The sequence below is a fragment of the Kosakonia sp. ML.JS2a genome (assembly GCF_025642095.1).
In the GTDB taxonomy this organism is placed as follows: Bacteria; Pseudomonadota; Gammaproteobacteria; order Enterobacterales; family Enterobacteriaceae.
This window is the reverse complement of record NZ_CP106754.1, coordinates 3,742,579-3,763,435: the sequence shown is the minus strand read 5'-3', so window position 1 is coordinate 3,763,435 and position 20,857 is coordinate 3,742,579. Positions and strand designations below refer to the sequence as shown.

Annotated in this window: 20 protein-coding genes; 6 read left to right on the top strand and 14 right to left on the bottom strand. The window is 56.7% G+C overall.

All coding sequences use genetic code 11. From position 1 onward, the window contains the following. Positions 1–91: 91 nt before the first annotated feature. Positions 92–1,291 (bottom strand): S-methyl-5-thioribose kinase, encoded by a 1,200-nt coding sequence (gene mtnK / locus N7922_RS17935; RefSeq protein ID WP_263097593.1) that lies wholly within the window; start codon positions 1,289–1,291, stop codon positions 92–94. A 102-nt stretch (positions 1,292–1,393) separates the two neighbouring features. Between mtnK and mtnA the strand changes: the two genes are divergently transcribed. After that, positions 1,394–2,410, top strand: coding sequence for an S-methyl-5-thioribose-1-phosphate isomerase (gene mtnA / locus N7922_RS17930; RefSeq protein WP_263097592.1), 1,017 nt, complete (start codon positions 1,394–1,396; stop codon positions 2,408–2,410). A gap of 140 nt (positions 2,411–2,550) precedes the next feature. On the opposite strand, the gene N7922_RS17925 is transcribed toward mtnA, so the two are convergent. After that, positions 2,551–2,973 (bottom strand): hypothetical protein, encoded by a 423-nt coding sequence (locus N7922_RS17925; protein WP_263097591.1) that lies wholly within the window; start codon positions 2,971–2,973, stop codon positions 2,551–2,553. A gap of 214 nt (positions 2,974–3,187) precedes the next feature. Here N7922_RS17925 and N7922_RS17920 point away from each other — a divergent pair, with 214 nt between their 5' ends. Genes N7922_RS17920 through N7922_RS17910 form a run of 3 tightly spaced genes read left to right on the top strand, consistent with a single transcriptional unit; the run spans position 3,188 to position 6,170 of the window. Continuing rightward, positions 3,188–4,306 carry an ABC transporter substrate-binding protein gene (locus N7922_RS17920; protein WP_263097590.1) on the top strand — a complete coding sequence of 373 codons (1,119 nt, stop codon included), beginning with the start codon at positions 3,188–3,190 and terminating at the stop codon, positions 4,304–4,306. 59 nt (positions 4,307–4,365) lie between these two features. Next, positions 4,366–5,394, top strand: coding sequence for a FecCD family ABC transporter permease (locus N7922_RS17915; protein WP_263100944.1), 1,029 nt, complete (start codon positions 4,366–4,368; stop codon positions 5,392–5,394). Continuing rightward, entirely contained in the window at positions 5,391–6,170 is a 780-nt protein-coding gene (locus N7922_RS17910; RefSeq protein WP_263097589.1) for an ABC transporter ATP-binding protein, read from the top strand. Before N7922_RS17915 ends, N7922_RS17910 begins: the two co-directional genes overlap by 4 nt. Before the next feature lie 231 nt (positions 6,171–6,401). Here N7922_RS17910 and N7922_RS17905 read toward each other — a convergent pair whose 3' ends face one another. Next, positions 6,402–7,325, bottom strand: coding sequence for a LysR family transcriptional regulator (locus N7922_RS17905; protein WP_263097588.1), 924 nt, complete (start codon positions 7,323–7,325; stop codon positions 6,402–6,404). A gap of 166 nt (positions 7,326–7,491) precedes the next feature. Here N7922_RS17905 and N7922_RS17900 point away from each other — a divergent pair, with 166 nt between their 5' ends. Both N7922_RS17900 and N7922_RS17895 read left to right on the top strand, forming a co-directional pair. Then, the gene (locus tag N7922_RS17900) at positions 7,492–8,916 is read left to right on the top strand and encodes a M20 family metallopeptidase (RefSeq protein WP_263097587.1); all 1,425 of its coding nucleotides are present in this window, start codon (positions 7,492–7,494) and stop codon (positions 8,914–8,916) included. Continuing rightward, positions 8,913–10,187, top strand: coding sequence for an MFS transporter (locus N7922_RS17895; RefSeq protein ID WP_263097586.1), 1,275 nt, complete (start codon positions 8,913–8,915; stop codon positions 10,185–10,187). Before N7922_RS17900 ends, N7922_RS17895 begins: the two co-directional genes overlap by 4 nt. A gap of 44 nt (positions 10,188–10,231) precedes the next feature. Here N7922_RS17895 and N7922_RS17890 read toward each other — a convergent pair whose 3' ends face one another. From N7922_RS17890 to N7922_RS17840, 11 genes are all read right to left on the bottom strand, one after another. Beyond that, complete coding sequence (locus N7922_RS17890) at positions 10,232–10,711, bottom strand: tetratricopeptide repeat protein (RefSeq protein WP_263097585.1); 480 nt, start codon at positions 10,709–10,711, stop codon at positions 10,232–10,234. Between the two features lie 100 nt (positions 10,712–10,811). Further along, the gene (locus tag N7922_RS17885; protein ID WP_263097584.1) at positions 10,812–12,047 is read right to left on the bottom strand and encodes an ATP-grasp domain-containing protein; all 1,236 of its coding nucleotides are present in this window, start codon (positions 12,045–12,047) and stop codon (positions 10,812–10,814) included. Between the two features lie 5 nt (positions 12,048–12,052). Beyond that, positions 12,053–13,279, bottom strand: a complete 1,227-nt coding sequence (locus tag N7922_RS17880; RefSeq protein ID WP_263097583.1) for an MFS transporter — start codon at positions 13,277–13,279, stop codon at positions 12,053–12,055. Then, on the bottom strand, positions 13,276–14,199 hold the full coding sequence (locus tag N7922_RS17875) for a hypothetical protein (protein WP_263097582.1): 924 nt from the start codon (positions 14,197–14,199) through the stop codon (positions 13,276–13,278). Before N7922_RS17875 ends, N7922_RS17880 begins: the two co-directional genes overlap by 4 nt. Continuing rightward, positions 14,186–14,974: a 1-deoxy-D-xylulose-5-phosphate synthase N-terminal domain-containing protein gene (locus tag N7922_RS17870; protein WP_263097581.1), complete on the bottom strand. Its 789-nt coding sequence runs from the start codon at positions 14,972–14,974 to the stop codon at positions 14,186–14,188. Before N7922_RS17870 ends, N7922_RS17875 begins: the two co-directional genes overlap by 14 nt. Next, positions 14,974–16,818: a M20/M25/M40 family metallo-hydrolase gene (locus N7922_RS17865; protein WP_263097580.1), complete on the bottom strand. Its 1,845-nt coding sequence runs from the start codon at positions 16,816–16,818 to the stop codon at positions 14,974–14,976. The genes N7922_RS17870 and N7922_RS17865 overlap by 1 nt, the downstream gene beginning before the upstream one ends. Beyond that, the gene (gene argC, locus N7922_RS17860) at positions 16,818–17,858 is read right to left on the bottom strand and encodes an N-acetyl-gamma-glutamyl-phosphate reductase (protein ID WP_263097579.1); all 1,041 of its coding nucleotides are present in this window, start codon (positions 17,856–17,858) and stop codon (positions 16,818–16,820) included. The genes N7922_RS17865 and argC overlap by 1 nt, the downstream gene beginning before the upstream one ends. Further along, entirely contained in the window at positions 17,855–19,168 is a 1,314-nt protein-coding gene (locus N7922_RS17855) for a DegT/DnrJ/EryC1/StrS family aminotransferase (protein WP_263097578.1), read from the bottom strand. Before N7922_RS17855 ends, argC begins: the two co-directional genes overlap by 4 nt. After that, entirely contained in the window at positions 19,165–19,800 is a 636-nt protein-coding gene (locus N7922_RS17850) for a hypothetical protein (RefSeq protein ID WP_263097577.1), read from the bottom strand. The genes N7922_RS17855 and N7922_RS17850 overlap by 4 nt, the downstream gene beginning before the upstream one ends. Before the next feature lie 13 nt (positions 19,801–19,813). Further along, positions 19,814–20,668, bottom strand: a complete 855-nt coding sequence (locus N7922_RS17845; protein ID WP_263097576.1) for a RimK family alpha-L-glutamate ligase — start codon at positions 20,666–20,668, stop codon at positions 19,814–19,816. Then, positions 20,668–20,841, bottom strand: coding sequence for an alpha-aminoadipate/glutamate carrier protein LysW (locus N7922_RS17840; protein WP_263097575.1), 174 nt, complete (start codon positions 20,839–20,841; stop codon positions 20,668–20,670). The genes N7922_RS17845 and N7922_RS17840 overlap by 1 nt, the downstream gene beginning before the upstream one ends. Between the last annotated feature and the right edge of the window lie 16 nt (positions 20,842–20,857).

Sequence of the window (20,857 nt, the reverse complement as noted above, 5' to 3'; positions counted from 1 at the left end):
GATGTTTACTTCCACACCCTTTGAAGGCGTACCGGAGCAAGGGCGTTTTACTCCCTCTCCCTTCCAGGGAGAGGGCCGGGGTGAGGGTAAACTAGCTGTACTGCCGCACCCTGGCAATCAACTCCCCGACGCTATCAATACGCCCGGCAATCACAATCAGCGCCTTGCCGAGGGTGATGGCATGACGCAGGCAGGCGTGGCGCATCTCGTCATCGGCGATGGTATCAATATCCGCCACGTGCGACAGCCCGACGCTGCGGCGAATCAGTTCAGTGCCGCAGAAACCGATAGCATCCACCCACACTTTTTGTAAAAAAGCGCTGGCATAGCCTGGCTGCGCCAGTGCTGCATCGCGGGTTTTCTCTGCCGCCAGCGCCTGAAAACGCGCTGCGAAGGTGGTCCACAGGGTCTGGATATCATTCAGACGCAACTCGCGTGCAGCAGCGGCATCGCGAATGCCGAGATGCCCCGGCAGGCCGCAGTAGTTCAGCAGCAGGTTGCCAATGGCGGTGCCGATATCAAAGCCCATCGGGCCGAAATAACCAAATTCGGCATCGATGGCTTTCAGGCTGCCTTCGGCAACAAAAATCGAACCACTGTGAATGTCACCGTGCAACAAGGCTTCAGCCTGCGAAAAGAAACGGTGTTTGAGCGAGGCAACCGCCAGTTTCAATTGCGCGTCCTCGCGCAGGGCGGCGACATCGGCTTCCAGCTCTGCGGGGTAGTTGTTGCGTTCGTGGATCTGGTACGGATCGTTAAAGAACAGATCCTCGGTGATTTCACACATTTCCGGGTTGATAAACTGCGCCACCTGCGCTTTTTTGGCATGGGGATGCAGGTAAAAATCGCTGGTATGAAACAGGGTTTGCGCCAGGTATTCCCCCAGTTGCGCGGCTGCCTGCGGGTAGTTAACGTTATTGATCAGTTCGCCGCGCCAGATCTTATGATCGGAGAGATCTTCCATCACCATCACCGCCAGTTGCGGGTCGAAGTGATGAATTTTAACGGTGTGTTGCGGGCTGTGCTGATAATGCTCGACCAGCGTTTGCGCTTCCAGACGAGCTCTGTCCAGCGTTAACGGCCAGGATTCTCCCACGCAGCGCACGTAGGGCAGGGCCTGTTTGACGATAATGCGGCTAACGCCCTGGCGGTCGAAAATTTTGAACACCAGATTGAGGTTACCGTCGCCCACCTCCTGCGCGTCAACCAGCTCGGACGGGGTGTCCAGGCCGCCAAATTGTTGGGCGTATGCCACGGCATCGCGGGCGGTAAAGGTACGGTATTGCGACATTGCCTCGATCCTCTTTTTGCAAACAAAGCCATTTAGACGTCTATACATCCGGACTTCATCCTGACACAATACGATACAACAACGCAACAGGGATTTAACGATATGCCGTCATTACAGACTACCAGCCTGCGGGTTGTCGAAAACCAGCTCTTTATTCTCGATCAGCAGGCGCTACCGCAGGAGAAATGCTGGCTGCCCGCCACAACGGTAGAAGAACTTGTCGGGCATATTCATGCCCTGCGCGTGCGCGGTGCGCCGCTGATTGGTCTGTCTGCCAGCCTGTTGCTGGCGCTCCTGGCGGAGCAAGGCGCAGACCGCGAGCAACTGGCGCAGGCGCTGGAAACCCTGCGCGCTGCCCGCCCGACCGCAGTCAACCTGATGAATAACCTTGACCGCATGAAACTGGCGCTGGCGCAGGACGGTTTTGTCGCCGCACTGACGGCGGAAGCACTGCGTTTAATTGACGAAGACCGGCAGCTTTGCGACGACATTGCCCACGCAGGCGTTGCGCTGGTCACCCCTGGCAGTCGCTTGCTGACCCACTGCAACACTGGCGGGCTGGCGACGGCAGGTGTTGGCACGGCGTTAGGGGTGATTGCGAAAGCACACCAGCAAGGCAGGGTGGCGAATGTGTGGGTGGATGAAACCCGCCCGCTGTTGCAGGGGGGGCGGCTGACTGCCTGGGAACTGGGCGAACTGGGCGTCCCTTATCAGCTTATTACCGATTCAATGGCCGCCAGCCTGATGGCGAAGGGGCAGGTTGATGCGGTGTGGGTCGGCGCGGACCGTATTGCCGCCAATGGCGATGTGGCGAATAAAATTGGCACTTACTCCCTGGCGGTGCTGGCGAAATTCCACGGCGTGCCGTTCTACGTTGCTGCGCCGCAAACCACCCTTGACAGAGGCTGCCCGAATGGCGACGCCATTCCGATTGAACAGCGTGCGGCGGCGGAAGTGACCGGTGTGGCAGGCAGTTTTGGCGCGGTTCAGTGGGCGCCGGAAAATGCGCAGGTCTATAACCCGGCGTTCGACGTTACGCCCGCCGCGCTGATTAGCGGTTGGGTGCTGGACAGCGGCGTGGTCACGCCTGCAGAGGTGGCAAATGGGGTGTTCGCGTAGCAAGAGTCCATCTGGTTTATCGCGATTCTCACAGGGAGAAGGGGCAGTTTTTTATCCCCTCTCCGTCAGGGAAAGGTGGTCTGCCTTTCATCCCCTCTCCCCTTTGGGGAGAGGGTCAGGGTGAGGGGAAAACGGGAAAACTACGCTGCCGGGTGCAGCACCACCACATCATCTTCTGTTCGTTTCGCCTGACTCTCCGTGACACCGCCGTTGTTCTCATAGCGTGGCGGCGTGATCACCGGGTAAGCATAGCTTCCCACCTCAGTGCACTGCACCGGTTCCTGTGAACCTGCATAAAACAGATAATACGCCCCAGAGTCCGGGAAGAAGGCGAGGTTGTCGCCGTTACCAAACGTCGTGCTCCAGAACGGCACGCCCGCTTTGGTACGCCCCTGCTCTTTACCGGAGGCGACCTGGAAATGATCGCCCCACTTCATCGTGATCAGATGGTAATCAAAAAACGACACCGTCAGTGCGCCACGTACCGGGCAATTGAGCTTAATCGCGTCGTTGGCATGGGCGGTTGAGAACAGACCGAGCAGCAACAGCAGAGGATATTTCATGGTGGTATCCGTAAAACAGGGCAGGGCATGAGGGTAATCCATCACGCTGATGAAAAGCCGTTAAAAACTATGTCAGAGAAACACAAAACGAATCAGGATGTTAAGCGGCAGGGGGAAGCAGGGCGAATTATTGATTCTGTATATGATTTGTTTAATTTGACATGATAATAATTATCAAAATCATTATATTCCAACTATCGACAGGTTGTTTTTTATGCAAGGGAAATCCATCGCCAGGCTTGTTCTTTCCGTTGTTCTCTCCGCCCCGTTACTGGCTCACGCCAGTCAATATCCTCTCACCGTCACCGATTTCGATGGTCGCAGCGTCACCGTCGAACACGAACCGCAACGCATTATTTTGCAGGACGGGCGCGACATTATGGCGATGGCGTTGCTGGATCGCGACGACCCGTTTAAACGACTGGTGGCATGGAATAACCTGGCGAAAAAACAGGATGTCGCCACCTGGGAGATGCTGAAAACGCAGTGGCCGGAAGCGACCCATATTATGGATATGGGCTTTAGCGATAAGGGCAATGTCGACCTGGAAAGCGTGCTGTCGAAACAGCCGGATCTGATAATCGCCCAACTGCGCGCCAGACCTGCGCTGGAAGAGAGCGGCGTATTGCAGAAACTGACCGCGCTGAAGATCCCGGTTGTGTTTATCGATTATGAAGTCAATCCGGCGAAAGACACCGCGCCGAGTATCGACCTGCTGGGCAAAGTCCTCAACCGCGAAAGCAATGCGGCGGCGTATACCGCCTATTATCGCCAGCAACTGCACGCCATTGAGCAGAAAACCGCGACCATCAACCCGAAACCCAGCGTCTTTGTTGAAGCGCTGGCGGGGAATACCGATTCCTGCTGCTTTACCCACGGGCACAGTGGCTGGGGTGGGTTAGTTGAAGCGGTGGGCGCGAAGAATATCGGGTCGGATTTGCTGCCGGGAGCGAGCGGCTTTGTTGCGCTGGAGAAACTGATTAGCGTCAACCCGGATGTGTACATCATGACCGGCTCCAAACGCGGTAACAGCCAGGTGCTGCCGTTAGGGTTGAATGTGTCGCCGGATGAGGTGAACACCCAGGCGCAGGTGTTGTTACAGCGCACCGGCGTCAGCCAGATCCCGGCGATAGCGGCGAAACGGGTTTACGGCGTTTATCACCACTTCTACAACCATCCGTACAATATTGTCGGCATGGAATATCTGGCGAAAGATATTTATCCGCAGGCTTTTGCTGATCTCGACCCGGATGCGACGTACCATTACATCATCAAAAACTTCACCAAACTGCCGGACACCCCCTTCGTGTATAGCTGGCAGCAGGGCAAATAAGCGTTATGAGTTCCACCATTGAATCGGGCGAACAGAGGGCCGACATTACAGCCGACGGCCTGATGCTCAGCTATCGCGGCATCATCCGCAAACGTATCGGCCTGCTGGCGCTGCTGGTGGCGCTGATTATGGCCTCGATGCTGCTGGATTTTACCCTTGGGCCGTCAGGCTTACCGCTGAACGTGCTGTGGCAAACGCTGGTCGACCCCGGTAGCGTGAATACCGGTACGCAGGTGATTGTCTGGGATATCCGCCTGCCCTATGCGCTGATGGCGATTGTCGTCGGTTTAACGCTGGGACTGGCGGGGGCGGAGATGCAGACCATCCTCAATAACCCGCTTGCCAGCCCGTTTACGCTCGGCGTCTCTTCGGCGGCGGCCTTTGGCGCAGCGCTGGCGATTGTGCTTGGCATTGGTCTTCCCGGTGTGCCTGCGCAGTGGTTTATTTCAGCGAATGCGTTTCTCTTTGCGTTGCTGGCGGCGCTGCTGCTGGATGGCATCACCCGCTGGACGCAGGTCGCGACCTCCGGGGTGGTGCTGTTCGGTATTGCGCTGGTCTTTACTTTTAACGCATTGGTGTCGATGTTGCAGTTTATCGCCAACGAAGACACCTTACAGGGGCTGGTGTTCTGGACCATGGGCAGCATTGCCCGCGCCTCGTGGGAAAAACTGGGCATTCTGCTGCTGGCGCTGGCGGTGATTGCACCGCTGTCGATGCTCAGTTCATGGAAGCTGACCTCCCTGCGTTTGGGGGAAGATCGCGCCATCAGTTTTGGTATTAACGTGCGCCGCTTGCGGCTGGCGACGCTGCTGCGCATCAGTATTCTGTCAGCGTTATCGGTGGCGTTTGTCGGGCCTATCGGTTTTATCGGGCTGGTGGCACCGCACATTGCCCGAATGCTGTTTGGCGAAGATCACCGCTTCTATCTGCCTGCCAGCGCACTGCTGGGCGCTCTGGTGTTATCGCTGGCGTCTATCGTTTCCAAGAACTTGATTTCCGGCGTCATTATCCCGGTCGGCATCGTGACATCGCTGGTCGGCGTACCGTTTTTCATCACCATCATTGTGCGCCACCGGGGGAGTGTATGAACCGACAACATGGTTTGAGCCTGCGCGGTTTTGGTGCGGGCTACCCTCAACGACAGATTATTGCGAACCTCAATATTCCGCTCTTGCCGCGCGGCAAAGTGACGATTTTGCTCGGGCCGAATGGCAGTGGCAAATCGACCCTGCTGCGGGCGATGGCCGGGTTAAACCGCGCGCAGGGCGAACTGCGTTTGGACGGGCTTGACCTGCTTAGCCAGCCGTTTGCGAAGCGTGCGGAGCAGGTGGTGTACCTGCCGCAGTCGCTGCCGGCGGGTGTGCATCTGCATGTGCTGGAGTCTATTATCGTTGCGCAGCGTGCCTCCGGCGGGTTGCACAGCGCGGCGAAACAGGCGGAAGTGATGGGGCTGTTGCGACAGCTCGGTATTGAACACCTGGCGCTGCACTTTCTCGACCAGCTTTCTGGCGGGCAGAAGCAACTGGTGGGATTGGCGCAGTCGCTGATTCGCCAGCCGTCGTTACTGCTGCTGGATGAACCGCTCAGTGCGCTGGATCTGAACTACCAGTTCCATGTGATGGATCTGGTGAAGCGCGAAACGCAAAGCCGCAATATCGTTACCGTGGTGGTGGTGCACGATATCAATATCGCTCTGCGTCACGGCGATCATGTGCTGATCCTGAAACAAGGGGAACTGGTCGCCAATGGTGCGCCGGGCGACGTGATCACCCCGCAGACGCTGGCGCAGGTTTACGGGGTGCGCGGGCGCGTAGAGCCGTGTTCGCAGGGGATGAAGCAGGTGATTATTGACGGGTTGACGTAATGCTGTTGTTTTTCCCCTCACCCTAACCCTCTCCCCAGAGGGGAGAGGGAACAGTATAGGCATTTTCCCGAAGGGGAGAGGGAACAGTATAGGCACTTTCCCGAAGGGGAGAGGGAACAGTATAGGCACCTTCCCGGCGGGGAGAGGGAGCTGTATAGGTACTTTCCCGGCGTGAGAGGGAACCTTCATCTCCCTCTCCCCTCTGGGGAGAGGGCCGGGGTGAGGGGAACATCACCCCAGATCCTGCATCCATTTCCCATGTTCTTCCCCCAGTATGTGTTCCGCCATCGCTAAAAAGGCGCTCACCGCCGCCGGGCGGTGTTTGCTGCCCGGTGCCTGAATCTGCAACGTGCGCTGACTGAGCGAGGTATTGGTCATCGTCTTCAGGGTCATTGCATCAAGCCGCGCACGCCACAGTACGCTGAAGTGGCTACAGACGGTAATCGCCTGCGGTGTGTGGCGGGTAAATTCATACAGCGCAGAAAAGTTATTGCTGCTGAATGCCGGTTCGAGAAAGGTGCCCGCCATCCGGCATGACAGGTCGAATAGCTGACGAATGGTGGTGCCGGCTTCCGGCAACACCAGCGGGTAGGGGTGTAAATCATCAATCGCCACGCCAGACTGCTGCACCAGCGGATGGGCTGAGTCCAGCAACAGCAGGACCGGCGCAGGCCATGCGGCGATGATCTCCACCTCTTTTTCCGGCGCGAGGCTGAACTGAAAAGCCACATCACACTCGCTGCGCCGTATCCACTCTGCCACCTGCATCGCGCTGCCGACCTGCAAATCAAAACTGACGCCCGGATAGTGCTGGCGAAAACGCGCCAGCAGACCCGGCAGCAAATCAAAGGCCATGCCGTCGGTACAGGCGATACGCACCAGCGTTTTGCGCACGGCTTTCAGGCCCTGAATTTCCGCCAGTGCATACTCCATGTCGCGCATGCTCTTGCGCACATGGTTCGCCAGAATTTGCCCCGCATCGGTAAGGATCATGCCGCGCGCATGGCGTTCAAACAGCGTCACGCCCAGCCGGGTCTCCAGTTTCTGGATCTGTCGGCTGATGGCGGAACCCGCCACATAAAGCTGCTCGCTGGCGGTGCTGAGCGAGCCGGACGTGGCGACAGCGAGGAAATAACGCAGTTCATTGGTCAGCATGGGTGTTTCCGGTGCAGTGCCCTGAGATTGTGCAGTTTACCCTTATCAAAAAGGCAATGCCAAATTGCAATTATTATTATTGTGGCAAGGCTCTGTTCTGGTTTAGAACAAAAAGACAACAACAGACAGTTGCGCCACCGGCAGCAACATGAACAGGGTAAACACCATGACAACACAACAACTTATCGCGCAAGCGCTGGCGTGGTTTGACAGCGGTCATTTTAAAACGACGCTCGCCAGCCGGGTCGCTATTCCCAGTGAAAGCCAGCGCACCGACCGCGACGAACACCTGCTGCGCTACTACCAGGATGCGTTTATTCCCGCGTTTCGTGAAATGGATTTTCAAACGGAAATCGTGGCCAACCCGGTTAACGCCGCACGGCCCTTTTTGCTCGCCTGCTATGAAGAGGATCCGGCGCTGCCGACCGTGATGTGCTATGGCCACGGTGATGTGGTGTTTGGCGACGATGCGCGCTGGACGGAAGGGTTATCACCCTGGACGCTGGTGGAGCGCGACGGTAACTGGTACGGGCGCGGCACCGCCGATAACAAAGGCCAGCATACGGTCAACCTCGCGGCACTGGCGCAGGTGTACCACGCTCGCCAGGGGCGGCTGGGTTTTAACTGTGTCTGGCTGTGTGAAATGGGCGAAGAGATGAGCTCGCCGGGGCTGGCGGAAGTGTGTCAGCAGTTGAAAACGCGGCTGAAGGCGGATCTGTTTATCGCCTCTGATGGCCCACGCCTGAGTGCGGATCGCCCGACGCTGTTTCTCGGCTCGCGCGGCTGCGCGAACTTCCGCCTGACCATTAACGCCCGCGCCAAAGATTATCACTCCGGCAACTGGGGCGGTCTGCTCAGCAACCCCGGAACGCAACTGGCTAACGCCATTGCCAGCCTGGTGGATGGCAAAGGCGAAATGCGGATACCGGCGCTGAAGCCGCCTGCGCTAACGCCTGCCTTAAAAGCGATCCTCGCAGATATCACCCCGGCGCGCGGTAACAACGATCCACTCACCGATCCGGACTGGGGCGAACCAGGGTTGTCGGCCGCCGAGAAGCTGTTTGGCTGGAATACGCTGGAAGTGTTGTCGTTTCTGACCGGCAACCCGGCGCAGCCCATGAATGCGATCCCCGGTCACGCCACCGCCGTGTGTCAGTTGCGTTTTGTGGTCGGCACGGACTGGACAGCGCTGGAACAGGCGCTGCGTGAACATCTTGATGCCCACGGTTTTTCGATGGTTGCCATCAGCGATGTGCGCGGAACGCCGGCGACTCGCTTCGATCCGACCGATCCGCTGGTGCACTGGGCGCTTGAGGTGATGGCGGAAACCAGTAGCAGTAAACCAGCGCTGCTGCCAAACCTGGGCGGCTCGCTGCCGAACGACGTGTTCGCCGGAATTTTAGGTTTGCCGACGCTGTGGGTGCCGCATTCATATCCTGCCTGTGGGCAGCATGCACCGGATGAACATCTGCCGATTGCCATTGCCCGTGAAGGCCTGGCAATCATGACCCGTCTGTTTTGGGAGTTGGGCGAACAGGGGCGTGAGCTGCTGGCGCGTCATCGTCAACATCAGGCCGGAGGTGCGCAATGAGTACGCTTGCCCGTGAAATCGAGCAGGGCGGAGAGCGCCCGAGCCTGTATAAAACGTTGTTCGCCACCTGCATCGGTAATGCGCTGGAGTGGTTTGATATCGCGGTGTACGGCTTTTTCGCCAGCTACATTGCGCATGCGTTTTTCCCTACCGCCAACCCGACGGTGTCGTTATTGCTGGCATTTGGCAGCTTTGGTGTGGCCTTTCTGATCCGCCCGCTGGGCGCGGTGGTGCTGGGGGCGTACGCCGACAAGCATGGACGTAAGGCGTCGTTGCTGCTCTCCATTAACCTGATGATGCTGGGTGGCGCGATGATCACCTTTATGCCGGGGTATGCCACACTGGGCGTGGCAGCACCGTTGTTGATTCTGGTGGCGCGGTTGATTCAGGGGTTCTCTGCCGGTGGTGAGTTTGGTAGCTCGACCGCGTTTCTGGTGGAGCACTTCCCGGAGCGAAAAGCGTTTATCGCCAGCTGGCAGTTTGCAACGCAGGGCGCAAGCACACTGCTGGCATCCGCGTTTGGTCTCGGGCTGGCGCAGTGGCTTACCGCGGAGCAACTCAACGACTGGGGCTGGCGTATTCCGTTCGCCTTCGGTCTGCTGATTGGTCCGGTCGGCGTGTGGATCCGTCGCCATGTGCATGAACCTGCGGCCTATGCGCAGACGGAAAAACCGCGCCATCCGGTCAGGTTGTTATTCGGTGCGCAAAAACGTCTGATCGGGCTGGCGATCGGTCTGATGGTGGTGTCGACCGCGATCAACTATATGCTTAACTATGTACCGACCTGGGCGACGAAAAGTCTGGGGTTGCCGCCGTCGTCTGCCTATAGCGCCACGCTGCTGGCCGGGGTGATCCTGACGGTGGTCACGCCGATTGGCGGCCTGCTGGCGGAACGCGTCGGGCGCGTGCGCCTGCTGTGGGTGGCGCTGGTGTTGATGGCGTTTACGCTGCTGCCTGCTTTCTGGCTGACCAGCCTGAATGTGACGCCGTTGTCACTGGCGTTGTTGGTGGGCTGGATGGCGTTATTGAAATCGGTCTACTTCTCCACCATTCCGTCGTTGATGGCGGATATCTTCCCGGTGTCGACCCGCGCCAGCGGGATGTCGATCAGTTACAACGTGGCGGTCACGGTGTTTGGCGGCTTTGCGCCGTTTATCTGTACGCTGTTGATTAGTGCTACCGGCAGCCACTTCGCGCCGGGGTTATACCTGATGGTCACCGTGTTTCTCAGCGTTGCGGCGTTGTGGCAAACACAAAAAAAGCATCGCTGAAGGTCACCCCCTCCGTTGCTGAGGGGGGACTGCCAGGCTGTCGGTTACCAGCGTTGATCGGGGTTCTGCGCGTAATAGCGCAGAACCTCCTGATAGGGCGCGGTACGCTCATCGGGGTGTTGTGCGACAGACTCCAGTAACACGCTGACCGCACATTCATGTTCACCCAGGTTATACAGGCACAATGCATAAAACGGCCTGACTTCCGTCGCCTGAGGCCACGCGATCATGATCTCTTCAAACAGCGTTTTGGCTTGCTGATACTTGCCAAGGCAGCGCCAGGTTGAGGCGAGGCCAAACCGGGCTTCGAACCGATCTTCTTCATCCAGCCCGGCGTCCAGTGCGGCAAGGTAGTTGTGTTCGGCTTCCCGTTCCAGTCCCTGATTATCGTAAGACCAGGCCAGATGTAAAAAGGCGAGGGCGCGCAGTTCCGGCTCGGTGGTCAGCGCCTGTAATAGCTGGCGGCTTTGCTCATGTTCGCCCTGTTTGCGCAGTGCAATGGCGGCTTGTAACCTGGTGTCCATTATCGGGATCCGTTGATGAAGAGGATTTACGTTATAGAACAGGTGGCGGGGGTTAGCAATGCGCCCCTCCCGCTGAATGGAGAGGGGCCGCGTCAGGATGTTAGTTGCGGTAGGTCAGTTTTAATTTGCCGATCAGTTCGGTGATTTTGGCTTTCGCTTTGGCCGGGGTTTCCGCCTGCACAATAAAATACCCTAACCGGTCATCGGAGCTTTTCGGCACCACGACTTTATCGCCCGGTCTGGCGCTGATGGCAGAGCGCAGCACCGCGTGATCGTGTTGCACGCTGGCAAGGTTCTCGATGGACGCTAACACCCCGTCGCGATCGGCGCAGATATAGCCTACTGCGCAGCTCATCGGTTTCTCCACCGTAAAGTCCACTGGCAGTTTCAGCGCGTTAAACACCGCCTGGCGGAAAATATTGAGGTGGTAGGCGCCAGGGATCAGATCGGAGGTAATATTATCGCCGCCCGGTCGGCCGTTGACCTCAACGATACGCGGCCCGGTTTTGGTGTATTTCACCTCGACGTGCGCCGGGCCGTTGGTGAAGCCGATGGCTTCCAGCGCCTGGCGCGCCACTTCAACCATTTGCGGTTTTTTATCTTCCAGCACGGACGTCGGGAAGATATGGAACATTTCGACAAAGTAAGGCAGCGGCGACGTGACTTTTTCGGTCACTTCCGCGAAGACCACTTCACCGTGGGTTAAGAAGATCTCCACGCTGAATTCCGGCCCTTCCAGATACTCTTCCACCAGGTACTCTTTGCGCACGCTGAAGCCCATATAGCTGGTGGTGAAATTTTCCAGCACTTTAAAGGCGTCGCGCAGTTGCTGGCGATCGTTAATAAAAAAGACGTTCTGGCTGCTGGCGGTATTGGTGGGTTTCAGTACCACCGGGTAGCCAATCGTTGCCGCCGCGTCTTCGGCTTCTCCCAACCGGTGGACGATTTTAAACTGCGCGCTTGGCACGCCGCGTTCGCTGTAGCGGATGCGGGCCAAATCTTTGTTGCGTGCCAGCGTTGCCGTTTCATGGCTGATGCAGGGAATGTTTAAACGCTGCGCCGCCTCGGCGGTGGTTGCCATGGCGTAGTCCGTTGCCGAAATCATCGCGTCGATGCGTTTATACGGGCTGCTATAGATGGCCTGGTAGATGGAGTCCGCATCGCGGATGTCGCAGACCAGCAAGTCATCGTATTCGCCTTCATAACCATAGAGCTGTGGATTGTCTTTCGCCGAAACCAGCACAACAACGTAGAAACCTGCTTTGTGCGCCTCGCGGGCAAAACTGACACCGAAGAAACTCGGTTCAACCAAAAAAATGACTTTTTTATCTGACATAGTCGTTACCCCTGTAAATTTTCAGGATGCTTTTTTGAGAGCAACAGTTGATTAAGAACAAACATGACGAATCCCGCCCCCATCATCAGCGCCATGATCACAATGCCAATCATTGCGCCATGCTGATCGAGGTAGGACCCAATAAACAGTGAGAAGAGGCACTGGCAGATCAGCGAAATACCGATCCACACCGCCATCGAACGCCCCATGTAATCTTTTGGCACGGTTTGCATCAGCAGGGAGTTCATTAAGATACGCAGCGAAGAGTTGCACAGGCCCAGTAACAGGCTGCACAGATATAAATTAAAGACGAAGCTGTTCTGGCTGAGGAATAACAGGTTGATGCAGGCCAGAACAAAGAATGCGCTGATTAATTTACGGGCGTCCAGTTTCATGGCCAGCGACGACATCATGATCCCGGAAAGCAACCCGCCAATGCCGTAAGACATATCCGCAAAGCCGAAAGTGACGCTATCCCGTTGCAGGGTATTGTTCACGTAGTCCGGCAGCACCACGTTATAGATCATGGTGACAATCAGCGGCACAATCGATACCACGCCAAGCACGAAAATTCCCTTATTTTCATAGAGAAATGACCAGCCGCGGCGCAGCATTACGGTGTAATTTTCGCTGTCGGTTTCACGGGAGACGGCACGGTACTTAATCAGGTTAATGGTGATGGCGCTGAAGACAAACATCAGCGCATTTACCAGCAGAATGGCGTTAAAGCTGAAGTATTTATAAATAAACCCGGACGCTGCCGCCGCAAGAAACATCCCGACCTGCAAGCTGATCTCCAGCAGAGAGTTGCCGGTGACATATTTTTTCTCTTCGAGAATCTCCTGCAGGAAACTGCGCGAAGCCGACATATACACCGTCCAGCCGACGCCATTAATAATGGCGAACGCGTACAGGTAGTACATATTGAAATCGAAATTCGACAGCATGACGAACAGCAGCAGCAAAAAGAGCGCACGAATAGCATGGGTGAAAAAGATCACGGTCTTACGGTTATATTTATCGGTGATCACCCCGGAAAAGAGGGAGGCCACAAACCCTGCGATCACGTTCACCGCCAGTAAGATACCGACATATTGATTCGACCCGGTTTTCATCAGCACAAACCAGTTGGCCCCGATCGTCGCCATTCCGACGCCAAACCCTGAAACGATGTCAGAGAGAAAAAACGCCCGGAAACGCGGATCTTTTAAAATGGCAAAGCTCGTGCTCATACATGCTCCTTGGCATAAATAATGTCTTTTATGGTGGTGAGTAACCTTTCAAGAGAGAAGTTCAGGCCCGCCAGTACGTCGTCCTGGCTGCCGCCATACTGTGGCCAGTCATCGTTGGGGGTGTAAGAAAGCACTTGTTTATGCGGCATGCTGAGCGCCAGTTCCGCCGCCACGCTGCCCGCGCGGCGATGTTCTTCCACCACCACCAGCGGGCCGGGAAGCCGGGCGATATCCGGCATGAGGTGGTGCAGGGAGGCGTTGTCCACATAGCACAAGTGCAGGTGATTGATTTCGCCCAGCTCCTGTTTGGCGGCGATGCACAATTGCGTGGCTTTTTCGCCCACCGAGACAAGCGTAACCGGGTGGCTGGCGCGATAACCCTGCTCAACGATCAGCGTGTCGAATTCCGCCGAGCGTTCAAGATCGGGGTAAACGTCGTTGCGCCCCAGCCGGATATAGCAAGGCTCGCTACCGTGGGCGGCGTTGCGCAGCACCTGCCGTGTTTCGGTTTCGCCATACGGACAGGCGATACGGATACCGGGGAACAACCGCACAGCGCCGACATCTTCAAGGCTGTGATGGGTGGTGCCAAACCAGCCGCCAGAGACGCCGCCATACGCGCCAATCACGGTGATCGGCTGGCCCATATAGCCAAGCGACAGCTTGATCGCCTCCGCACAACGCAGCGCGGCGAACGGCGCGAAGGTGGTGAAAAAGGGTTTGAACCCGGCAGCGGCAAGCCCGGTGCACATATCGATGGCCGCCATCTCGGCGATGCCGATATTGTAAAAACGGTCCGGAAAGCGCTGTTGAAAAGGGTGATTACGCCCGCCGAGATCTGCCTCCAGACACACTATTTTCGCGTCTTCCTGCGCGCAGTTAACCAGTTCATCCTTGCACGCGTCTCTACCTGACAGCATCGGTGAGCCTCCTTTTCCATTTGATTGCCTGATGAAGCTTCAGCCTGGCGTAGTGGCAGGACGGGTTGCCTTCCAGCTCGGCAATGCCTTTGCCTTTCACCGTGTTGGCGATGATCACCAGCCCGCGGTTTTGCCGGGCGGAAAACGCCTGCTCCAGTTGCCCGAAGTCGTGGCCGTCAATTTCCACCACATCCATGCGGTAAGAGGCAAAACGCGCTTTGATATCGGCGATGGGGGAGATATCCCGGACATAGCCATCGTTTTGTGCGCCATTGTTATCAATGACATACACCAGGTTGTTGATCTCCTGCGCGGAAAGCACCTGTAGCACTTCCCAGCACAACCCCTCCTGCAACTCGCCATCACCGCCAATCGCCACGGCAATGCCGTTGCTGTTCAACTGACGCTGCGCCAGCGCCCAGCCTGCGGCATAACCGATGCCGTGCCCGAGGCTGCCGGTAGAGAAACGAATATGCGGGATTTTATGGTTCGGGTGGCCGGTCAGCAGCGAATCGCTGCGGCCATAGTGTTCCGCCGGGTTGGTGTCGCTGTAACCGAGCACGTACAGTGCGCTATAGAGCGCGGCGGCGGCGTGACCTTTGCTCAGCACCACGCAGTTATGCTCATCCGCCTGGTAGCGGTTAAGGGCGTAGAGCAGAATATCGATGACTGACAGCGAGCCGCCAATATGGCAACCCACGTCGCTGGCGGCGATATCAATAATCACGCCGCGCGCCTGGGCCGCCAGTGCGGGCAGTTCATGCAACGAGGCCATTACTTCTCCCCTCCATTCAGCCGCATCCAGTTGACAACGGTCTCCTGCAAAATGCGCCGCGACAGCAGCACATCGTCGGTGTAGTTGATCTCTTTGTCGGTATGATCAAGCGCGGAATCACCGGGGCCATAGGCGATGAACGGCACGTTGCGCCAGCTTGTTGCCAGCGTATTCATATCGCAGGTGCCTTTTTTCACTACCGGGCGCGGTGGCGTGTCCGTCAGTACGCGACTGAAGGCCTGGTTAAGCGCGCGGTAGAGCGGGTTGGTGCGTGACGATTTATAGCCCGGCGTGCTGCGCTCGATCTCCACCGTGAGCCCATCGCCGCTCAGCGCAAGCAGCGGTTCGATATAGCCAGGGCGCGCTTCCGGCGAAACGCGGAAATTGATCACCAACTGCGACTCTTCACAGGAAAGCGCGTGGCGATGGGTGATGCCGATGATGTTGGAGATATTGTTGCTGTCAAAATCGTTCATCACCGCCCGCAGTGCGCCAGCGGCTTCATAAACGTGCTCGATAGAGGTTTTCGCGTCCCGTGCGGCGGTGTGCTCCATGCCTTTGCGCACGGTCACTTTGATCTTCAGCAGGCCATAATAACCAATGGCAACGTGCATCACGCCGCTGGGTTCGCCAATGATCACCGCGTTGGCGGGGTAGTTGTCGCGCACGTAGTAAGCGCCTTTCGAGGAGGAGACCTCTTCTTCGGTGGCGCCCACCACCAGCAAACGCGCGTGAGGCGGCACCTCAACCTGTTGCAGAACGTCGATAAAGTTCGCCAGGCAGCCTTTCGCGTCGACGCTGCCGCGACCGCTGACAAAATCCTCGCCCGCGTCGCTGCGCCACAGTCCCGGTACGGTATCCAGATGGCCGAGCATCAGCAGGGTGTTTGGCCCGTTGCCTTTGCTCAGCACCAGGTTGCCTGCAGGGTCAATCTGCGCATCGATGCCGCTACCGGCCAGACGCTGAGACAGAAAGTTCGCCAGCACCGACTCGTCGCCGGAAATGGACGAGATATTGACCATCATATTCAGCAGGCGCATCGGCTCGCTGACGCCGGTGCCGCGCCAGAACCAGGTGGCGGCGGCAGAGAGTGAGTGCGGGCCATTGATGGCGATATCGCAAACGCCCTGTTGCAGCGCGAGCTGGCAGGCGCGGACTTTCTGTTTCATCCGCCCGCTCACCACCAGTTCGTCGTCGGCGTAGACATCGAGCAAGGTGCTGGCGCTATCGTTGATGTCCCGCAGGATCCCCGCTGTACCGGTGACAAAACGCAGATGGTTGGCGTTCAGCGCCACCGCCAGGTGTGCTGCCAGCATATCGGCATCAATATTGATGTACTGACGCGCGTGGCTTTCCCAGATAGGCGGTGAGAGAAAAACAATGTCATAGCTTTCCAGCAGCGCGCGTAAGACGGCGGTTTTTGCGTCGTTGAATCCACCGTAAAGCGAGTCGCGCACAATGCGGCTGCGCCCGCCTTCGGTGATTTTCAGTGGCTTACCCATCTTTCCGGTCACCAGCTGATTGTCGCCAGCGACCTGGTAATAGGCGGAAAAATCCAGCGTTTGCGCCGCAAGACTAATCAGGTTGCCAATGCGCTCGCGGTAGGCTTTGAGGATCACGTCCATGTGCTCCGGGCTGCAATAGCGCACCCGATCGCCGTTCGCCAGCGGCAGATACGCCACGTCGATCTCCTGGTGGCGGTACTCCCGTTCGATAGCCTCCGCGCCGCCGCAGATCACCAGTACCTTACCGCCGGCGCGGCTGATTTCCATCACTTCGCGGAAAAAACCACTGCCGCTGTACAGGGTGCTGCTTCCGGCTTTGATGACGTAGAGATTATCCATTATGGCCACCCGGCTTCGTTAAGATGATCCAGCCCGGCAAACGGCTCCAGGCCGAGCCAGAGATTTGCCGCCTGCACCGCCTGGCCCGCTGCGCCTTTAAGCAGGTTGTCCAGCGAACAGAGACTGAGGCACTTATCACCCTCAACCAGCGTGGCGACCTCGGCGTGATTGGTGCCGCAGACGGTTTTCAGCATCGGCACCTGGCCGTTTTTCAGGTAGTGAACAAACGGCGTCTGCTGGTAGTGGGAGAAAAACGCCTGACGCACATCCGCCGCCGTACAGCCCGGTTTGAGCGTGCTGTAGGCGCTGACGTAGATCCCTCTGGCGGTATCGAGGCTGAAAGCCGCAAAGGTGATGTCCAGCGGATCGGCGGTCAGCTGCTGTAATTTCGCCACTTCCGGCCCGTGACGATGGTTGAACGCTTTGTGCAGGCGGAAATTGTGTGAGCGTTCGGCATGGGTTTCGGCGCTGCTTTTCCCTGCGCCGCTGGAGCCGGTTTTCGCATCAACGATGATATTGCCCGCCACCAGTTGTTTGCTGACCAGCGGCCACAGCGCATAGAGCGAAGCCACCGCCATACAGCCAGGCAGGTTGATGAGGGTCGCTGCCGGGTCGGGCGTGGTGAATTCCGGCACAAAATATTGGCTGACCACCTGCGGCGGCAAACTGCCCGGCGTGGCCGGGTAGTGCACCGCGTTAATCGCCTCGTCATCAAAGCGGTAGTCGCCGCTCAGGTTGAACAGGCGCGTACAGTGTTCGCTGACTAACGACACCATTTGCGGCAGTTTGCCGTTCGGCAGGCAGGAAAAGACCAGATCGTAATGGTTGTCTTTGATGTCGCTGATGGACGAGAACTTCAGACCCGGTTTATGGCTGTGGCGGCGGAAACTGCGCATCTGGCGTTCCACCGGCAGCCCTTTTTTAGACTCCGAAGAGACAAACTGCACATCAATCTGCGGATGGGTGCTTAACAGGCGGTACAGTTCGCCGCCGACGAATCCGGAGCCGCCAAGAATGGCGGCTGTGTAGACAGTATTCATCCGAGTCGTGCATCCTTTTCGTAGGGCGGAACATCGTCGATGTGACGGGCGATCTCCGCGATGCGGGAAAGATGGCGATCCACTTTTTTGAACGCGAGCACATAGGACCGCAGTTTTTCGTACTCCACCGGCGAGCGCAGTTCGCGACACAACACCAGCGTGCTGCGCAGCATCTTCATGGCGTTAGGGAAGTCTTCATGCTGGTAGTGTTTCCGCTCTGCCAGGAAGAACGGGAAGCCTTTGCCAAACCCTTTCTGGTTCTGGAAGGGGAGATGGAAGGGCAGCAGAGTGTTTTGCCACTCGCGGGCAAATACCCCTTCTTCATTCAGCGCCTGCTGTAATGCCTGTTTGACTTTGTGTTCCGGAATGCCAGCCAGCTCGGGCAAGTCGCAGTTGATGTTGATGCGGAACATATTGAAGCTGTGTTTCGCCCCTTCCGGGATGGCCGGGCCACGGAACAGACGCGTGGTGGCAAGCTCTGCAATCAGGTGCTGCGCATTGCGCTGGCGGATTTCATCATAGTAATCGAGACGCGCGAGCTGGCTGATGCCAAAGGCCGCCGCTACCCAGGACATGCTGTAATCCAGGCCGGATTCTTCGAGGAAAGCGCAGGCGCGTTGGTAGCTGCTGCGCTCTTTAAAGAAAGCAATACCGGCTTCGCCGCCGAGCGGGAAGTTTTTATCCGCCATCAGGCTCTGCCCGGCGGCATCGCCAAAGGTGCCGCAATGGCGTCCCTGCCAGCTTGCGGAGTGCGCATGGGAGGCATCTTCAACTAACGCCAGATTATGCCGCTGGCAGAATTCCGTCAGGGCATCGAGGTCCGCAGGCAGGCCGTGCACATGCACCGGCATCACCGCCTTGGTGCGGGGCGTGAGTTTTTTCTCCAGTTGCGCCGGGTCGATACACCACGTTCCGGGAGTAATATCGACAAAAATCGGGATCGCTTTGGCGGCGACAATCGCCTGCGCAGTCGCGATAAAGGTAAAGGCGGGCACCAGCACTTCATCGCCGGGTTTCACGCCTGCGCCAATCAGCGCCAGATGCAGGCTGGACGTCCCGCTGGCGGTCGGAATGGCATACGCCGCGCCCACGCGCTGGCGGTATTTCTCTGCGAACTCTGCCACCACATCCTGCGGTGATTGCTGCACAGAGATCATCATCTGGAACAGATCTTCTTTGGTGATATTCGGGAAAAGGGTTTTACGGTTGGCTTTGGGAATGACCGGCGCATCGCCATCGAGTGCCAGATTATGGTCAACCACGCCATCCTCTGGCATGGCCAGCGGCGTCATAATGAAATCGGTCTTCATTTATTTAACCCCATTTTAATAAGCGACATTTTGATGCACGCGCCGACCAGCGGACTGAGGCGGAAGTTAAATTGCAGACCTGGCTGAATTTCTTTTTCTGTTTCTTGCTGAGTCCACATGGTGCGTAAATCAAAAGCGCCAAAGATTTTTAAGCGTTCCGCTTTTTTATAAATGCTCTCTGAGTTGGTCAGTAAGACTGCGCAGGGTCCAAAGCCCAGCCCGGCAAAGTCAATAATATTGACCGGCTCGTCGTTATGACATGACGTGCCTGTGCCGGCGAGGTTGTCCCAGCTTGCGGTATGTAAAAGATAAGGTCTGGCTAATAAATTATCGTGGCCAATTCCCAACCATTTCAGTAATTTCTCTTGCTGCTCATCAAGGGTACGCTGATTGGTCTTTCCACCGTAAACAATATCCTGACCCCAGAGCGCGCCAATCACCGCGCCGCTGATGCTGTTGTAGGTGACTGCGTACTTTTTGCCGGATGATTTTTTTAAAATATTCTCCAGGCCTTTCAGTTCGCTTTCATTTTTCTCGATACTCATAATTACGCCCGAGGTTAACACTCGTGCTAAAACGAATGAGACCTGGAAATGCTGTGTTGCTAATTCATGAGTTCCTTGAGACTGCATAATTCCACCTTATTTACTCAATTGAGTTGATGGTATATCTGGCGATAAGTGCAGCGACATCAACCTGATGAATTTTCCATGATTTGGCAAATTCGGGATTCTGGTTGACTTCGCAGACAACATATTGTCCGGTGCGTGTGTTAAACATTAAATCCAGACCGTAAACGCCTTCACCCAATACCTGGATAACGGCGTGGCTCAGACGCGTAATGTCATCGTCAATGGCCAGCGGAATAATGTCTGCGCCGAGGTGTGTATTGGTTTTCCAGTTATCTTCTGAGACCCGCTTTATGGCTGCAACGGGCTGGTCGCCAACAATCACCACCCGGATATCGAAGTTATCCTTTTCGATATATTCCTGAACCAGTACCGGCAAGTGCTGCCCTTTGAGATCCACGGATTCTCTGGCGGCCAGCCAGACCGCCAGGCTTGCCGGACTGTCGATCAGCGTCACGCCGCGACCCCAGGAAGCATTGACGGGCTTGATCACAAAGCGGTTGCCAAACTGCGTCAGTAGTCCGTCGAGATCGCGGTAATGATGAACAACCCGCCAGGCTGGCACCGGGATTTCATGCCGGGAAAAAAGTACCGACTGCAATCCTTTGTCCGTACAGATTTCAATCGCGTGGCGTGAATTAATGGCTTTAACGCCCGCGGCTTCAATATAGCGGGCGCGTGCCAGAGCCGTGCTCTGTGAAAGGCAGCGCACCAACGCAATATCGTAGTGTTTTACATCCTGTACGTTCCATGAAGACTGTTCAGAAATAATTTCTACATCTGCGCCCTCGTGCTGTAAAAATTCGACGATGCGCTTTTCTTCTTCCCTGATTTTGGTAACAAATAATAAGACGGAGGGTTTGCTTTCCATTATTCGCCCCAGTCTTCTTCCACCTCTGGTGCAAATTCCAGGTGATAGCCATTGCTATCTTTCACTAATTCATGTTCCTGGCCACAGGCGCCGCATTCAACAATTTCACCAACCAGAATATCGTCAACAACGTCAACAGAAGATGAGCAGGTCAGGCATTTAAATGCTTTCATGATAATTCCCTTAAGA

Excerpts from the sequence above, each read along its gene's own strand:
- mtnK (WP_263097593.1), bottom strand. The coding sequence starts at position 1,291 with ATGTCGCAATACCGTACCTTTACCGCCCGCGATGCCGTGGCATACGCC.
- mtnA (WP_263097592.1), top strand. The coding sequence starts at position 1,394 with ATGCCGTCATTACAGACTACCAGCCTGCGGGTTGTCGAAAACCAGCTC.
- N7922_RS17925 (WP_263097591.1), bottom strand. The coding sequence starts at position 2,973 with ATGAAATATCCTCTGCTGTTGCTGCTCGGTCTGTTCTCAACCGCCCAT.
- N7922_RS17920 (WP_263097590.1), top strand. The coding sequence starts at position 3,188 with ATGCAAGGGAAATCCATCGCCAGGCTTGTTCTTTCCGTTGTTCTCTCC.
- N7922_RS17910 (WP_263097589.1), top strand. The coding sequence starts at position 5,391 with ATGAACCGACAACATGGTTTGAGCCTGCGCGGTTTTGGTGCGGGCTAC.
- N7922_RS17905 (WP_263097588.1), bottom strand. The coding sequence starts at position 7,325 with ATGCTGACCAATGAACTGCGTTATTTCCTCGCTGTCGCCACGTCCGGC.
- N7922_RS17900 (WP_263097587.1), top strand. The coding sequence starts at position 7,492 with ATGACAACACAACAACTTATCGCGCAAGCGCTGGCGTGGTTTGACAGC.
- N7922_RS17895 (WP_263097586.1), top strand. The coding sequence starts at position 8,913 with ATGAGTACGCTTGCCCGTGAAATCGAGCAGGGCGGAGAGCGCCCGAGC.
- N7922_RS17890 (WP_263097585.1), bottom strand. The coding sequence starts at position 10,711 with ATGGACACCAGGTTACAAGCCGCCATTGCACTGCGCAAACAGGGCGAA.
- N7922_RS17885 (WP_263097584.1), bottom strand. The coding sequence starts at position 12,047 with ATGTCAGATAAAAAAGTCATTTTTTTGGTTGAACCGAGTTTCTTCGGT.
- N7922_RS17880 (WP_263097583.1), bottom strand. The coding sequence starts at position 13,279 with ATGAGCACGAGCTTTGCCATTTTAAAAGATCCGCGTTTCCGGGCGTTT.
- N7922_RS17875 (WP_263097582.1), bottom strand. The coding sequence starts at position 14,199 with ATGCTGTCAGGTAGAGACGCGTGCAAGGATGAACTGGTTAACTGCGCG.
- N7922_RS17870 (WP_263097581.1), bottom strand. The coding sequence starts at position 14,974 with ATGGCCTCGTTGCATGAACTGCCCGCACTGGCGGCCCAGGCGCGCGGC.
- N7922_RS17865 (WP_263097580.1), bottom strand. The coding sequence starts at position 16,818 with ATGGATAATCTCTACGTCATCAAAGCCGGAAGCAGCACCCTGTACAGC.
- argC (WP_263097579.1), bottom strand. The coding sequence starts at position 17,858 with ATGAATACTGTCTACACAGCCGCCATTCTTGGCGGCTCCGGATTCGTC.
- N7922_RS17855 (WP_263097578.1), bottom strand. The coding sequence starts at position 19,168 with ATGAAGACCGATTTCATTATGACGCCGCTGGCCATGCCAGAGGATGGC.
- N7922_RS17850 (WP_263097577.1), bottom strand. The coding sequence starts at position 19,800 with ATGCAGTCTCAAGGAACTCATGAATTAGCAACACAGCATTTCCAGGTC.
- N7922_RS17845 (WP_263097576.1), bottom strand. The coding sequence starts at position 20,668 with ATGGAAAGCAAACCCTCCGTCTTATTATTTGTTACCAAAATCAGGGAA.
- N7922_RS17840 (WP_263097575.1), bottom strand. The coding sequence starts at position 20,841 with ATGAAAGCATTTAAATGCCTGACCTGCTCATCTTCTGTTGACGTTGTT.